Here is a 13,367-nt window from a genome sequence, read left to right as displayed (position 1 = left end):
CTGACAGGGCGCTATCGCAGGCAAGCCAGCTCCCACATTTGGATTTGTATGTATCAGGTACTTTGGGTCTGGTCAGCTTGATGTTGGTCAAGGTCCGGCTTAGGCGATAAGCGTAAGTTGCAGTGATTGCTCGCCGCCAGGAAACCTCATCATGGCCAAGCCTTTCCCGCTGCACCCCAAGCACCCCGAGCGTATCTGCTGGGGCTGTGATCGCTATTGCGCTACGGCCGACCTGGCCTGCGGCAATGGCGCCGACCGCACCATGCACCCGGCGGAGATGCTCGGGGATGACTGGTACGAGCACGGCGATTGGGGCCTTGCCCCCGAGCCGCCAGTGACCGATGAACCGTCAGTGGCCTGAGGGGGTTTTTTCCTTGTCGCAGAACTTTTAATGAACCCTCACGGCCGATGCTTGACCTAACCCATACGACCTGGGAGGTGAAGCATGGAAATTCAATATATCTGGATCGGTTTGGCCGTGATTCTGCTGGTGTTGGAGTTGTGGGCGATCAATACCGTATTGCGCAGCACGGGGGGCTGGGAGAGCAAGGGCTTGTGGCTGGTGATCCTGATCTTCGTGCCGCTGCTGGGCTTGATTGCCTGGGCGATGTTCGGGCCCAAACGCCAGATGCCGGAGCATCGCAAAGGCTGAGACGTACATGAATAATACCGGCGCCTCTGAGGCGCCGGTTTTCATTCAGGGGTGATGACCTATTCGACTTCCACCCGCAGCACTTCCATCCCCAACTGCTCATAAGCCTCCACGCTCGGCACATGCCACTCGGTAATCAGCGTGTGAATGCGGCTGCACGGCGCTACCACAAAGGGTTCCACCGCGCCGAGCTTGTCCGCCATGGTCACCGCGATCACCTGGGAGGCGCTGTCGAGCAGGGCTTGCTTGACCGCCACTTCATCGAAATGCAGGGAGGTGATGCCGACCTGCGGGTGCAGCGCGCACACGCCGGTAAACAGCAGGTCGGCCTTCACGCCTTGAATCAGGCGCACGGCTTCGTGGCCGCTGGTGGACAAGGTGGCCGGGTTGAGTTGGCCGCCCGCGAGGATCACTTTCACGTCGGGATGGTCCGCCAGCGCGATGGCAATCATCGGCGACGGCGTGACCACGGTCAGGCGGATCGAGCGCGGCAGTGACTGGGCGATCTGCAAGGTGGTCGAGCCGGAATCGAACAGCACGATCTGGCCGTCTTCGACCCGGTCGGCGGCCAGTTGCGCGAGGTGGCGCTTGGCGGCGTTGGTCTCGCCGACGCGGGTGAAGAAATCCTTGCCGGTGTCCTTGGGCCGGGGCAGGGCGCCGCCGTGGACACGTTGCAGCAGGCCCGCGGCGGCGAGTTCGCCGAGGTCGCGGCGGATGGTGTCCGGGGACACGGCAAAGTGCTCCACCAAGTCGGCGGCGGTGACTTTGCCGTCGCGCTCCAGCAGCAACAGGATCTTCTGTTTGCGCAACGAAGGCAGGTCGATGGCGGCGTGGGTGTCGTGCATGTTTGTGCGCCTTTATGCGGTTTTGTGCGAGATTAGTCGTCCGCCGATGTAAACGCAATGGCTGGTTGCGCCGCCGATGGGCGGTTACTCTCTGTGTTCAGCTCAGGGAGAGGTCACTCAGATGTCGTTGATCACCACCATCGAAGATTTACGCAAACTGGCGCAAAAACGTGTCCCCAGGATGTTCTACGACTACGCCGATTCCGGCTCCTGGACTGAAAGCACCTACCGGGCCAATGAAAGCGATTTTGCCCGCATCAAATTCCGCCAGCGCGTGGCGCGCAATATCGACGAGCGTTCGATCCGCGCCACCATGATCGGCCAGGACATGGCGATGCCCGTGGCCCTCGCGCCCACCGGTCTGGCCGGCATGCAGCATGCCGATGGCGAGATTCTCACCGCCCGCGCCGCCGCCGCGTTTGGCCTGCGCTATACCTTGTCGACCATGAGCATCTGCTCGCTGGAAGACATCGCCGAACACGTCGGCCAGCCGTTCTGGTTCCAGTTGTATGTGATGCGCGACCGCAGCTTTATCGAGCAACTGATCGAGCGGGCCAAGGCCGCTGGCGTGGACGCATTGGTATTGACCCTCGACCTGCAGATCCTCGGGCAACGCCACAAGGACCTGATCAACGGCCTGTCGGCGCCGCCCAAGCTGACCTTGCCGAATATCCTCAACATGGCCACCAAGCCGCGCTGGGTGATGGGTATGCTCGGCACCAAGCGCCGGGGCTTCGGCAATATCGTCGGGCATGTCAAAGGCGTGGCGGACATGAGTTCGCTGTCGTCGTGGACCGCCCAGCAATTCGACCCGCGCCTGAGCTGGGACGATGTGGAGTGGATCAAGAAGTGCTGGGGCGGCAAGCTGATCATCAAGGGCATCCTCGATGTGGAAGACGCCCGGCTGGCGGCCAATGCCGGCGCGGACGCGCTGGTGGTGAGCAATCACGGTGGCCGTCAACTGGACGGCGCACCGTCGAGCATCAGCCAATTGCCGGCGATTGTCGAAGCGGTGGGGGAACGCATTGAGGTGTGGCTCGATGGCGGTATCCGTTCCGGCCAGGACGTGCTCAAGGCGATAGCACTGGGCGCCAAAGGCACCATGATCGGGCGCCCGCACTTGTATGGTTTGGGCGCAATGGGCGAGGCGGGCGTGACCAAGGCCCTCGACATCATCGCCCGCGAACTGGACGTGTCGATGGCCCTGTGTGGCTATAAGGATATACGCGATGTGAATCGCGAGATTTTGCTGCCGGGTACATTTCCCGAAAGCATTTACTGAGCAAAAAAATCGTAAAAAAGTAAAAAGAGTTGTCCACGAAAACCGTGGGTATCTCTGTGGATAACTTTGCAAGACCCCGGCAGGTATGGCGATTTAACCAAAGGTTAATATTTGATCAACTTTCGGCGCGGGCCAGTATGGCCAGGGTTTGCGCTTGACACGCAAGCGCGAACCCAGTGCCGAAAAGCGCTTTTACGAGTCGCCGATGCGGCCTGTGGAGTGCGTCACCACCTGAGGGGGCATCTCTGCCTGCATCAATTTGTCCAACGCCTGGCCATAGCTGCGTCCGGCCAGGCTCATGCTGTTGTTATGGCTGGCGCCGGGCACCAGCAACAAGCGCTTGGGTTCCTGGGCGGCGTTGAACAATTGCTCGCTGAAGCGCGGCGGCACATAGCGATCATCGAGGCCATGCACCACCAGCAGCGGCATATGGATGTCGGCGATCTTGTCGATGGAATCGAACTTCTGCGACAGCAACCAGCGCACCGGCAACGAGGTATTCGCCACGGCGGTGGCGACATCCGCCAACGAGGTAAAGGTGGATTCGATCACCAGCCCGCGCACCGGCAGCGGCACCTGCTTGCCCAGTTCGGCTGCGAGGTCGATGGCCACTGCACCGCCGAGGGAATGCCCGTAGATCAGGCGTTTGCTCGGGTCGGGTTGCAGGGTCTGGAAGCGCTCCCAGGCGATGCGCGCATCTTCGTACACCGTGGTTTCCGACGGCAGCTCGCCGTGGCTCTGGCCGAAACCGCGATAGTCGATGGCCAGTACCGAGTAGCCCAGGGCGTGCAATTGCTCGATGCGAAACAGTTGCCCGGTAAGGTTCCAGCGCACGCCGTGGAGGTAGAGGATCGCAGGCGCGTCCTTCTCGGCCGCCGGGTACCACCAGGCATGGATGTTCTGCCCCGATTTGAAGCTGGCGGGCTTGAGTTCGAACTCCTGCACGGCCTTGGGCAGGCCGGTGTACCAGCCGGCGGTGCCCGGCTCGATCCGAAACACCAGCTCGCGTTCTTTTTGTTGCAGCACGCTGCAACCCACCGGCAGGCCGACGATCAACAGCGCCATGCACAACAAGGGCAACCAGCGCAGGCGCAGGCGCGACAGAAAACGTGAAGACATGAAGGTTCCAGGGCAAAGGTGAAGCAGGGGTTTTAACAGATGGCCCGTGCAGGCAGGAATTAATTCGACAGTCGTAAACGGGGATTGCTTGCAAAGTGTTACAGCATTGAACAATGCGTGCAGGGATTGTTAGGGTGGTCGGCCAAACAGGAGGGCAAGCATATGGATTTCACCGGCAAGACAGCCATCGTCACCGGCGGTGCACGCGGATTGGGGCTCAGCTATGCACGGGCCCTGGCCCAGTGCGGGGCACGGGTGGTCATCAGTGATATCGGCGCCGACACGGTGGGTTCCGGCAACGATGCGACAGTAGCCCAGGCCGCTGCAGCCGCACTGCAGGAAGAAGGCCTGAACGTGATCGGCCACAGCGGCGACCTGTCCACCGATGACGGTTGCCGGCAACTGATCCACGGGACGCTCGAAGCCTTTGGCCAACTCGACATCCTGATTCACAACGCCGGCTGGGTGGGTTACCAGAACATCGAAGACCTCGACGCCGCGTTCCTGCAACGCGCCATGGACATCAACCTCTATGCCCCGCTGTGGCTATGCAAGCACGCCTGGCCACACCTGCTGCAATCCTGCGCGCCACGCATCATCCTCACCACCTCCGACCGCGCCCTGTACGCGCAGTACGAGCAGACCGGCCTGGTGGCCTACAGTGCCGGCAAGATGGCACAACTGGGGATCATGAATGCGCTGGGCCATGAAGGCGCGCAAGCGGGGATTCGGGTCAACGCGATCTCACCGGTGGCCAAGACACGCATGTGGGGCGTGACCGAGGAACCGGACGAGCTCAAGCCGGAGTGGGTGACGCCGGGGGTGGTGTTCCTGGCATCGGCGCAGTGCGAGGACACCGGTTACGTCCTGCGCGCCAGCAACGGCCAATTCACCGCCACGCGCTTCACCGAAAACCCCGGCGTGGAGTACCCGCGCAACCTGGCCCGGATCAAGGCGGGCAGCGCCGAAGAAGTGGCCGCTGCCTGGTCGCGTATCAAACAGGTTTAGGCGGTCTCCACCACCTGAACCCGGTTGCGCCCCTGCGCCTTGGCCAGGTACAGCGCCTGGTCGGCCAGGGACAACAGGTGTGACAAGTCATGGCCGCCCTGGCTGGTGGTAACAATGCCAATGCTCACGCTGAGGAACCCCGGCGCCAGCAGGTCCAACTGCGCAAAGGCCCGGCGGATGCGCTCGGCGACGTCGAACGCGACGGCGTCATCACTCTCGGCCAACAGGCAGGCGAACTCTTCGCCGCCAATACGCGCGAACACATCGCCCTTGCACAGTATCGACTGGGTCACCTGGGCGAACGCGATCAACGCCTGGTCGCCCATGGGGTGGCCGAAGCTGTCGTTCAAGCGCTTGAAGTGATCCAGGTCGCACAGCAACAGCGCCACGTTCTGCTGGCGGCGGGTGCTGTCCGCCAGCAGTTTTTCACCCTTGAGCATAAAGGCGCGGCGGTTGCCGATACCGGTCAACGCGTCACTGAACGCCGCCGCCTTGAAGCGCAACTCGGCGCGCTCCTTGACCATCGCCAGGGTGACGTAGGCGATGCCAATGGCGTACAGCATGGACTCGAACAACATGAACGAGAAAATCGGCACGCCTTCGCCGCCCGAGAGCTGGGCGTTTTTGATCGGCAGGCCGGGGTCGGTAAAAGCGCGTATGACGTAGAAGCCGGTGTGCCACAGGGTCAGCACCAGCGCGGGGGTGTAGGCGACGTCCAGGGTGTCGCGCTTGCGCCACAGCTCCAGCGCCGACAACACGCCATAAGTGGCGGCCAGCAGCGAATACAAGGTCACTCGTGCCGACAACGAGCCATAGAACTGCGGCACCAGGCACATCAGCAACCACACGCCACACCCGGCGAACATCCCCGGCAGGTTGGGCTTGCGGTGCACAAAGGCGCGCATGGCGGTCCAGTTCATCGCGGCACTGAGCAACAGCACCACGTTGCCGATCACCAAGGCCACATAGTCCATGCCCACGCCGCGCACCACCAGCAACCCGGTGCCCAGCGCCGCCAGCAACAACATGCTGCCCAGATAACCCAGGGTCGGCTCACGGCCACGGCTCCACGCGTGCACCGTGAGCAAACCCATCAGGCAAAACACGAACACGGCCACCATCAGTAGCGTCGGAATGTGCAGCATCATTTCCTTAAACCTGGAGAGAGTCCTTTATGGCGCGCGATTGTAGCCGCAAGCGGCGCGCTTGACGCTGGCCTTGCCATCGCGACATGCTCGGGCTCCTTTGAGCAAAGGCCTGACCATGGACAACAGCCCCGTTCGCATCACCGCCGAGGAAACCCTCTCGGACAACTGGTACCTGCTGAAGAAATACAGCTTCGACCTGCGCCGCCGCGACGGCAGCTGGCAAGCCCAGACCCGCGAGGTGTACGACCGTGGCAATGGCGCGACGATCCTGCTGTACAACCGCGCCCAACGCACGGTGTTGCTGATCCGCCAGTTCCGTATGCCCACCTTCGTCAACGACTACCCCGGCTACCTGATCGAAACCGCCGCCGGGCTGCTCGACAACGCCAGCCCCGAAGAACGCATCCGCCTGGAAGCCGAGGAAGAGACGGGCTATCGCGTGGGGCATGTGGAGAAGGTGTATGCGGCGTTCATGAGCCCGGGGTCGGTGACGGAACGGATTCACTTCTTTTTGGGCGAGTATCAGCCGGGGGATCGAGTGGGCTCGGGCGGTGGGTTGGAAGAGGAGGGGGAGGATATCGAGGTGCTGGAGTTGGGGTTTGAGCAGGCACTGGGGATGGTGCAGAGCGGGGAGATTGTGGATGGGAAGACGATTATGTTGTTGCAGTGTTTGGAGTTAAGGGTGTTGAAGGAGGGGTGGTGAGGGGAGGATTGTGCTGGTTTTGAATCGGTGATTGTTTGCCCCACGGATTGTGCTTTTTGGTGAGCTCAAGCTGTGGGGCGGTGTTGTGTCGGTTGTAGCGCTTATAGAAAGGCCACATCAATTCGTTCTACCGTTAATTTTATAAGTGAGTCGTTAAGGTCTGGGTGGTCATGGTGGATCCCATCAACCGTCAATAACGTAAAAGTGTTGAAGGTGTTGTTGTTTAATGTTCCGTAGAGAGCATAAGCAAAACTGTTATCTATTCGCTCGATCAAAACGTTGGTTGAACTGATTTTTTGGGCCTCGTAATGCTCAGATAAATATAAGGTCAGTTCAACGGCATAAGTCATCCCTACTTCGATTTCGTATGGGCAGTAGCTGGCGAAGCACGTGACTAACGCTCCGTCAATGAGTAGCGTGACCTCTTCGTCGATGAGTTCATCGATTGCTACCACCGTTGCTTGCTTGATCGTGCTTAGTATGGGGTCTAATGGTTTTATCATTGGAATCGCCATTTATTGTTCTCCAGAAATCTCTTCCGCTTTTGGTGTGAAGGGTCGTAATTTGACCGTTCTGGTTGGTTCCGGCAAAAGCAAATTTCGCTTCGCCTGACCTATTTGAACCTAAAAGTAAAACATACCCTGTTGTGGGGCGGCCTTTGTAAGCGTAGTGGACTGGAATCCCGCTATCCACTACGTGCCGTGCAGTGAGTAGGTACTCGTGGCTGGTCCCGGACTTGAATTCTGCACCGTGCTTCTCGTAATGAGCGATGAGTTTTTCTTCAGATGCAAACTCAGTTGCTCGCTTCGAGGTTATTGGCGTGTGCGGTTCGTCTGGGTCAACCTTGGATTTTTCTGTAGGCTCCCCAGTTTCATCATCCGGCCTACATCCGTTCCCTCCCGGACAATGGGTTAGTCCTAGCGGATCCATCCACCCCGTAGGATTAGGCACATACCGATACCCATTGATCCCTCCCGCCAACTTCACCGGGTCCGGCGTCAGGTAGCGACCAATATCGGGATTGTAGTAGCGATGCCGGTTGTAGTGCAGCCCGCTTTCCTGGTCGAAGTACTGGCCCTGGAAACGCAACGGGTTGTCGATTGTTCCGACGTCGAGGCGGGTGATTTCGCCGTAGGCGCGGTAGTGGGCGGACCAGACGATGTCGCCGTCGGGGCTTGTCAGTTCCTGGGGTGTGCCGAGGTGGTCCAGTTGGTAGTGGTAGGGCTGGGTGGCTTTGGGGCCGAAGCCTTCCAGCAGGGCCAGTGGGCGGAAGCTGTCGGGTTCGTAGAGGTAGCTGCGATGGCAGTTCGCATGGTGTTCGGCGATCAGTTTGTCGCCTTGCCAGAAGAATTCTGTTGTCAGGCCGTCAACGGTTTTGCTGATGCGTCGACCAAACGGGTCGTAGCGGTAGCTGGCGGTTTGTCCGTTCGGTTGAGTAACGCCGATCAGCCGATGCTGGCAGTCATAGCGGTATTCGGTGACGAGTTGCTGGCCTTTGCCGCGTCTCTCCCGGATCAGGTTGCCAAACGCGTCATAGTCGTAGTGCCGATCCCCCTGGATCATCAACCGGTTGCCCGCGACGATGTCAGGGCCGGGGCGGTTTTGCATCAGCAGGTTGCCCGCTGGGTCGTGGGCGAATTGCTCTTGGTTGACGCTGGTAAGGCGGTTAAGTGGGTCGTAGTGGTAGTGCTGTTCGCCTTTGCGGGTATCGTAAATACGGGTCAGGTTGCCGGCTTTGTCGTAGTCGTATTGGCGCTGGTAAAGGGCATTTTCGACATTGCATACCCCGTGATTGAAGAGGTGTCCTTGCTCGTTGTATTGGTAACTGCTGAGTAGTTTTCCTTGGCGTCGCTGATGTTCGCGGCCTGTGTCGAAGAAGTGTGAAGTGAGCGTTTCTCCATTCAACTCTACGGTCGAGAGATGGCCGCCTTTGGCGTGGTTGAAGGTGACGCGGTTGTTGTCGGGCAGGCGCAGGTGTTGCAGTTGGCCGCAAGCGTCGTAGCCGTAACGCAAGGTGCCCCAGCCTTGGTGTTCGGCGGTGAGGCGGTTTTGTTGGTCGTATTCGTAGGCCAATGACCAGTGGCCGTCTTCGACGCCGAGGAGGTTGCCTTGGCGGTCGTAGGTGTAATCGACGGTGTTGCCGTCGGGCAGGGTTTTTCGTACGAGGCGGCCGGCGAAGTCGCGTTCGTAACGGGTGACGAGCTGACTGCCGTCATCGCCGTGTTCGGTTTTTTCCTGCAGGTTGCCGTTGAGGTCGTAGAGGTAGGACGTGCGTTGGCCGTCGAAGCCGGTTTCCTGCTGGATCAGGCCGTTGGGGTGGTAATCAAGCTGGTAGGTCTCGCCGACTTCGTTTTCGATCTCGGTCAGCAGTAGCCGGGCGTTGTTGTAGCGGTATTTGACCTGGGTGCCGTCAGCGTTAATCCGCCGACTGATGAGGTGTAGGCCATCGGCGTATTCGTAGCGGGTGACGTGACCCAGTTCATCCCGCTCGGAGGTGATTTTTCCGTAGGCGTTGTAGCTGTATTCCCGCGTTGCTCCGCCCGGCAGGACCACACGAATCAACCGACCCACGCCGTCCCACTGGTACTGGGTCAGCGCTCCGTGTTCATCCTCGTGCGCAACCTGCCGGCCAACATCGTCATAGCGATAGCGCTTGATACAGCCATCTGGCAACTGTTCCTCAACCCGCTGGCCACGTTCATTCCACATCAGCCGATGGCAACTGTGATCGGGATACCAAACTCCGGTCAGCTGCCCGTATTTGTTGTAGCTGTAGTCCGTAACGCTGCCATCGGGATCAGTCCTGCGCGTGACATCGCCCTGATCATTACGCTCGTGCTTCCAAACCGCTTCACCACGCCGCACAACCCGTACGAAGCCGTTGTCATGCTCGTAGGAGGTCGGCTCATCATCCCCGGGAAACAGCGCCACCAAGCGTCCGGCGTCGTCGTACTGATACGCCGTCACTGCCCCCAGCGGGTCTTGCTCGACCGTCAGCCGGCCCTTGTCGTCGTAGGATTTGAAATGCGTTGCGCCATCTGGATCAACCCGCTGCACCAACCGCGCGCGCTGGTCGTGGACGTAAACCTCCTGGCTACCATCGGCGTTAAACACCGTGACCCGCCCGTCGTCCTCCCAGGCATAGCGCGTGTCCATCTGCGTAATGCTCGCCCAATGGCGAACACATCGCGCAGCCTTGCCAGAACGTTCCCACTCCCAAAAGAAACTCGCCCCACCGGCCAACCCACGCTCAAGGATCACATGCTGATCGTCGTAGCGATAAACCTCGCTTTCGCCTACGGCATTGGTCGCCGACACCAACCGGCCAAGCTCGTCATAGGCGTAGGAAACAACGCTGTACTCGGTCACCCAGACGTAGGGATCAGAACCCTCGGCCCGTTGAATCTGGTAATCCACCGCCACGATACGGTCGGCCGAATACCGCAAACACAGCGAACGCCCGACACCGTTGTCCAACCGCTCAATACGCCCCAACACATCCCGGGAAATCCGCAGCCGGTTGTCATACGCATCGCTGACGGCTGTCAGCAAACCCTCACGAAAGTGGTAGAACCGCGACGCCTGCGCCAGTACCAACTCGTCAGGCAAAGTACCTAGATAAATGGCCGCTTTGGCTAGGCTATTGGTGATGGCCGGCCGAGAAATCGTAGGCAAGGGCAAAACCGTCGAGCGGTTTTCATGATCCGTCCACACCACCGAATCGCCCGAAACACAAAGCCTGTGGGCCAGCGAATGGCTCCAGCCAAACCCCAACCCGCACTCCACGTCCACCGCACTGGTGCGGTACAACCGCGTCCACTCAAACGGCAGAATCCCGTCCAACGTACCGTCAGTGAGGGTGAGCAATTCCTCGCCGGTGACCATCGACACCGGGCAGCCGTTGGTGGCGGTCTTGTCCGCAGAAGCCGCGGCATCACCATTCGGATTTTTCCCCGAAGCGGGCACATCGTCGACGGGCTCGTGCTTCACCAACACCGTCTGCTGCCTGGACTTGCCCCGCACAGCTGTAACCGGGTTGGAAACCAAATCCGTCCCTGCTTTCAACTGCGCACTTGGCACAGCATTGATCGCAGTGGCCGGACTCCCCAGCAATAAAGGCTTCGACGCCTCGACATGCGCATCCAGGCGAGCCTTGCCGAACTGGCCAGCCATGTGTTGCAACCACCTGCGCGCCCGCTTCGACTTGATCCCGCCGAGCACCTTGGCACTCATGCGCACCACCACCCCCATCCCGGCAGTGGCAAGGCACAGCAACAGATTGATCAAGACTTCGGCGCTGATTTCCCCCAGCAACTCGTTCATATACGGCGGCGGCAACAGGCGCATCCAGCTGACCATTGCCGACAGATACACAAACAACAACGGCTCATCGCTGAGCATCAGCAAACCCTTGGCAAGGGTTTCGGTGCTCAGGTTCAGCAGTGCTTCGAAGGCTTGCGGGGACAGGTAATGCAGGAGCTTTTCAGCATTGCCCAGTGGGTCCGAGAGCCACAGGAACACTTGCCTGATGGTGTCCCACAGTGAATACAGCGCCTCGCCAAACCCGCGTGCATAGGCGTGGTGCAACGAGAGGTAGCGCTTGAGGAAGTGCGCTTCGGCGTAACCCTTCCACAGCGGCTCGAAGGTGGTTGCCCATTCACGGCGCAACCAGCCTTCCAGCGGAGTGATCACCGATTGGTAGGACGCATACAGCGCCTTGACATGATCCTTGGAAACGTTGGGGTAGAAACTGACCCGATACGGCTGGTTGCGATCACACTCGGTGACGTCAAGAATGCCGCTGGGCCCGATGGTCTTATGGAGAGGTTCGCCCAGCGGACCACCGTTCGGATCGACGCGCTGCAGCATCACCGGCGTGTTGCCAATGGGCACGAACCGCGCGCTCTGGAACATATGCACCAAGGTCAACGTGCCGTTGGCCGGGCACGTTGCGGTGGTGCTGCTGGGCAGGATGGAGCGGTTGACCGGCGCGACGAGCGCCACCTCATTGCCGACCTTGAACACCTGCTCGACATCCAGCGCCGAAAAGCTGAAAAAGCTCTCGGCCCACACGTCGTAGGTATTGAGGCAGCGATTGAAGTCGCTGATGACGGATTCAACGTCCCGCGTCGTTGAATCCATGGCCGCCAGCACCAGGTAGCCAATCGCCTGGCTGGTCGCGGAAATCACGACACATCACTCACAACAACACTCATCTGCACTCCCTCGCACGGTGAAATCAGGCGAAAGACTTTGCAGAGGTTCCCAGGGCAGGGCAGTAGAGCTAATCCGGCAGTAGCGTGGGACGTTTCAACAGCCCTTGTGTGCCCCCATACGACTGGCGGCTATTGTCAGAAATTTCCCACAGGAGTACAAATGTACTCCATGACGACTCTCACTCCCCGCCGTACCGCCATCCTGACCTTTATCCGCGACCGTATCGCGCAACAAGGCCAGCCCCCCAGCCTCGCCGAGATCGCCGAGGCGTTCGGTTTTGCCTCGCGCAGCGTGGCGCGCAAGCATGTGCTGGCGTTGACCGAAGCCGGCTTTATCGAGGTCAACCCCAACCAGGCGCGCGGCATTCGCCTGCTCAACCAGCCGGCGCGGCCCGAGTGGCTGGATGTGCCGGTGCTCGGCCGCGTCGCGGCGGGCTTGCCGATTGGCGCCGATGCCGACGTGCACAGCCGCCTGCAGCTGGACCCCGCCACCTTTGCGAAAACCCCGGACTACCTGCTGCGGGTGCAGGGCGATTCGATGATCGAAGACGGCATCCTCGATGGCGACCTGGTGGGCGTACGCCGCAGTGCCGAAGCCTTGAACGGGCAGATTGTGGTGGCGCGCCTGGACGGTGAAGTGACCATCAAGCGTTTCGAGCGCCATGGCGACAGCGTGCGCTTGCTGCCGCGCAACCCGGCGTATCAACCCATCGTGGTCAAGCCTGACCAGGACCTGGCGATCGAAGGGGTGTTCTGCGGCCTGGTGAGGCAGGGCTGATGGGCGCCGTCGTTGCGTTGGACACGCTGTTCAATGGCGGCCGCGTGTGGAAAGGCCGGCCCGCCGCGCCGCCAGCCAGTGTGCATCCCACCGGGCTGGCGGGGCTGGACGCGGTGTTGCCCAGCGGCGGTTGGCCGGAGGCGGCCTTGAGTGAAATTCTCATGGCCAAGGAAGGCGTCGGCGAGTTGCAACTGGTCCTGCCGACCCTGGCGCGCTTGTCCAAGGCCGGCGAGCGCATTGTGTTGGTGGCGCCGCCCTACACGCCGTATCCCCACGCCTGGCAGAACGCCGGGGTGGATCTGCGCCTGCTCTCGGTGATCCAGGCCGAGGAACGTGATGCGCTGTGGGCGGTGGAGCAATGCCTGCGTTCCGGCAGTTGCGGCGCGGTATTGTGCTGGCCGCGCAAGGCCGATGATCGCGCGTTGCGCCGCTTGCAGGTGGCGGCGGAAACCGGGCAGACCCTGGCGTTTGCCTGGCGTTCTTTGAGCGAGGCGATCAATTCATCGCCCGCTGCCTTGCGCCTGGCGGTCGAGACCAGGCCCGCGCAAGTGCGGGTGCTCAAGTGCCGTGGCGGCCTGGCCCATCCGGCGCCGATTGCCCTGGCCGGGCACTGAGG

Annotated in this window: 12 protein-coding genes; 7 read left to right on the top strand and 5 right to left on the bottom strand. The window is 60.7% G+C overall.

Annotation, left to right across the window (positions count from 1 at the left end; all coding sequences use genetic code 11):
- Window positions 1-151 precede the first annotated feature (151 nt).
- Entirely contained in the window at window positions 152-361 is a 210-nt protein-coding gene (locus B348_RS0117010; RefSeq protein WP_017737272.1) for a DUF3079 domain-containing protein, read from the top strand.
- 84 nt (window positions 362-445) lie between these two features.
- Window positions 446-652 (top strand): PLDc N-terminal domain-containing protein, encoded by a 207-nt coding sequence (locus tag B348_RS0117005; protein ID WP_017737271.1) that lies wholly within the window; start codon window positions 446-448, stop codon window positions 650-652.
- 59 nt (window positions 653-711) lie between these two features.
- Here B348_RS0117005 and B348_RS0117000 read toward each other — a convergent pair whose 3' ends face one another.
- On the bottom strand, window positions 712-1,497 hold the full coding sequence (locus B348_RS0117000; protein ID WP_017737270.1) for a DeoR/GlpR family DNA-binding transcription regulator: 786 nt from the start codon (window positions 1,495-1,497) through the stop codon (window positions 712-714).
- A 121-nt stretch (window positions 1,498-1,618) separates the two neighbouring features.
- On the opposite strand from B348_RS0117000, the gene B348_RS0116995 reads away from it, so the two are divergent.
- Window positions 1,619-2,779, top strand: a complete 1,161-nt coding sequence (locus B348_RS0116995) for an alpha-hydroxy acid oxidase (RefSeq protein WP_017737269.1) — start codon at window positions 1,619-1,621, stop codon at window positions 2,777-2,779.
- A gap of 192 nt (window positions 2,780-2,971) precedes the next feature.
- Here B348_RS0116995 and B348_RS0116990 read toward each other — a convergent pair whose 3' ends face one another.
- Window positions 2,972-3,898, bottom strand: a complete 927-nt coding sequence (locus B348_RS0116990; protein ID WP_017737268.1) for an alpha/beta hydrolase — start codon at window positions 3,896-3,898, stop codon at window positions 2,972-2,974.
- Between the two features lie 162 nt (window positions 3,899-4,060).
- On the opposite strand from B348_RS0116990, the gene B348_RS0116985 reads away from it, so the two are divergent.
- Window positions 4,061-4,906 carry an SDR family NAD(P)-dependent oxidoreductase gene (locus B348_RS0116985; RefSeq protein ID WP_017737267.1) on the top strand — a complete coding sequence of 282 codons (846 nt, stop codon included), beginning with the start codon at window positions 4,061-4,063 and terminating at the stop codon, window positions 4,904-4,906.
- On the opposite strand, the gene B348_RS0116980 is transcribed toward B348_RS0116985, so the two are convergent.
- The gene (locus B348_RS0116980) at window positions 4,903-6,054 is read right to left on the bottom strand and encodes a GGDEF domain-containing protein (protein WP_017737266.1); all 1,152 of its coding nucleotides are present in this window, start codon (window positions 6,052-6,054) and stop codon (window positions 4,903-4,905) included. The two genes, B348_RS0116985 and B348_RS0116980, sit on opposite strands and share 4 nt — an antisense overlap.
- Window positions 6,055-6,169: 115 nt before the next feature.
- Between B348_RS0116980 and B348_RS0116975 the strand changes: the two genes are divergently transcribed.
- The gene (locus tag B348_RS0116975; RefSeq protein ID WP_026136841.1) at window positions 6,170-6,757 is read left to right on the top strand and encodes an NUDIX domain-containing protein; all 588 of its coding nucleotides are present in this window, start codon (window positions 6,170-6,172) and stop codon (window positions 6,755-6,757) included.
- A 101-nt stretch (window positions 6,758-6,858) separates the two neighbouring features.
- On the opposite strand, the gene B348_RS0116970 is transcribed toward B348_RS0116975, so the two are convergent.
- Window positions 6,859-7,272 (bottom strand): hypothetical protein, encoded by a 414-nt coding sequence (locus tag B348_RS0116970; protein ID WP_157356516.1) that lies wholly within the window; start codon window positions 7,270-7,272, stop codon window positions 6,859-6,861.
- Window positions 7,196-11,899, bottom strand: a complete 4,704-nt coding sequence (locus tag B348_RS0116965) for an RHS repeat-associated core domain-containing protein (RefSeq protein ID WP_050558321.1) — start codon at window positions 11,897-11,899, stop codon at window positions 7,196-7,198. Before B348_RS0116965 ends, B348_RS0116970 begins: the two co-directional genes overlap by 77 nt.
- A 234-nt stretch (window positions 11,900-12,133) precedes the next feature.
- On the opposite strand from B348_RS0116965, the gene lexA reads away from it, so the two are divergent.
- The gene (lexA, locus tag B348_RS0116960) at window positions 12,134-12,751 is read left to right on the top strand and encodes a transcriptional repressor LexA (RefSeq protein ID WP_017737262.1); all 618 of its coding nucleotides are present in this window, start codon (window positions 12,134-12,136) and stop codon (window positions 12,749-12,751) included.
- The gene (gene imuA, locus B348_RS0116955; protein WP_017737261.1) at window positions 12,751-13,365 is read left to right on the top strand and encodes a translesion DNA synthesis-associated protein ImuA; all 615 of its coding nucleotides are present in this window, start codon (window positions 12,751-12,753) and stop codon (window positions 13,363-13,365) included. The genes lexA and imuA overlap by 1 nt, the downstream gene beginning before the upstream one ends.
- Window positions 13,366-13,367 lie beyond the last annotated feature (2 nt).

The sequence above is a fragment of the Pseudomonas sp. CBZ-4 genome, from assembly GCF_000346755.1.
Classification (GTDB): domain Bacteria; phylum Pseudomonadota; class Gammaproteobacteria; order Pseudomonadales; family Pseudomonadaceae; genus Aquipseudomonas.
Note: the sequence above shows the minus strand (reverse complement) of the source record. Positions and strands in the feature narration are given on the sequence as shown.

Excerpts from the sequence above, each read along its gene's own strand:
- B348_RS0116990 (WP_017737268.1), bottom strand. The coding sequence starts at position 3,898 with ATGTCTTCACGTTTTCTGTCGCGCCTGCGCCTGCGCTGGTTGCCCTTG.
- B348_RS0117010 (WP_017737272.1), top strand. The coding sequence starts at position 152 with ATGGCCAAGCCTTTCCCGCTGCACCCCAAGCACCCCGAGCGTATCTGC.
- B348_RS0116975 (WP_026136841.1), top strand. The coding sequence starts at position 6,170 with ATGGACAACAGCCCCGTTCGCATCACCGCCGAGGAAACCCTCTCGGAC.
- lexA (WP_017737262.1), top strand. The coding sequence starts at position 12,134 with ATGTACTCCATGACGACTCTCACTCCCCGCCGTACCGCCATCCTGACC.
- B348_RS0116970 (WP_157356516.1), bottom strand. The coding sequence starts at position 7,272 with ATGGCGATTCCAATGATAAAACCATTAGACCCCATACTAAGCACGATC.
- B348_RS0117005 (WP_017737271.1), top strand. The coding sequence starts at position 446 with ATGGAAATTCAATATATCTGGATCGGTTTGGCCGTGATTCTGCTGGTG.
- B348_RS0116995 (WP_017737269.1), top strand. The coding sequence starts at position 1,619 with ATGTCGTTGATCACCACCATCGAAGATTTACGCAAACTGGCGCAAAAA.
- imuA (WP_017737261.1), top strand. The coding sequence starts at position 12,751 with ATGGGCGCCGTCGTTGCGTTGGACACGCTGTTCAATGGCGGCCGCGTG.
- B348_RS0117000 (WP_017737270.1), bottom strand. The coding sequence starts at position 1,497 with ATGCACGACACCCACGCCGCCATCGACCTGCCTTCGTTGCGCAAACAG.
- B348_RS0116985 (WP_017737267.1), top strand. The coding sequence starts at position 4,061 with ATGGATTTCACCGGCAAGACAGCCATCGTCACCGGCGGTGCACGCGGA.
- B348_RS0116980 (WP_017737266.1), bottom strand. The coding sequence starts at position 6,054 with ATGATGCTGCACATTCCGACGCTACTGATGGTGGCCGTGTTCGTGTTT.
- B348_RS0116965 (WP_050558321.1), bottom strand. The coding sequence starts at position 11,899 with ATGGATTCAACGACGCGGGACGTTGAATCCGTCATCAGCGACTTCAAT.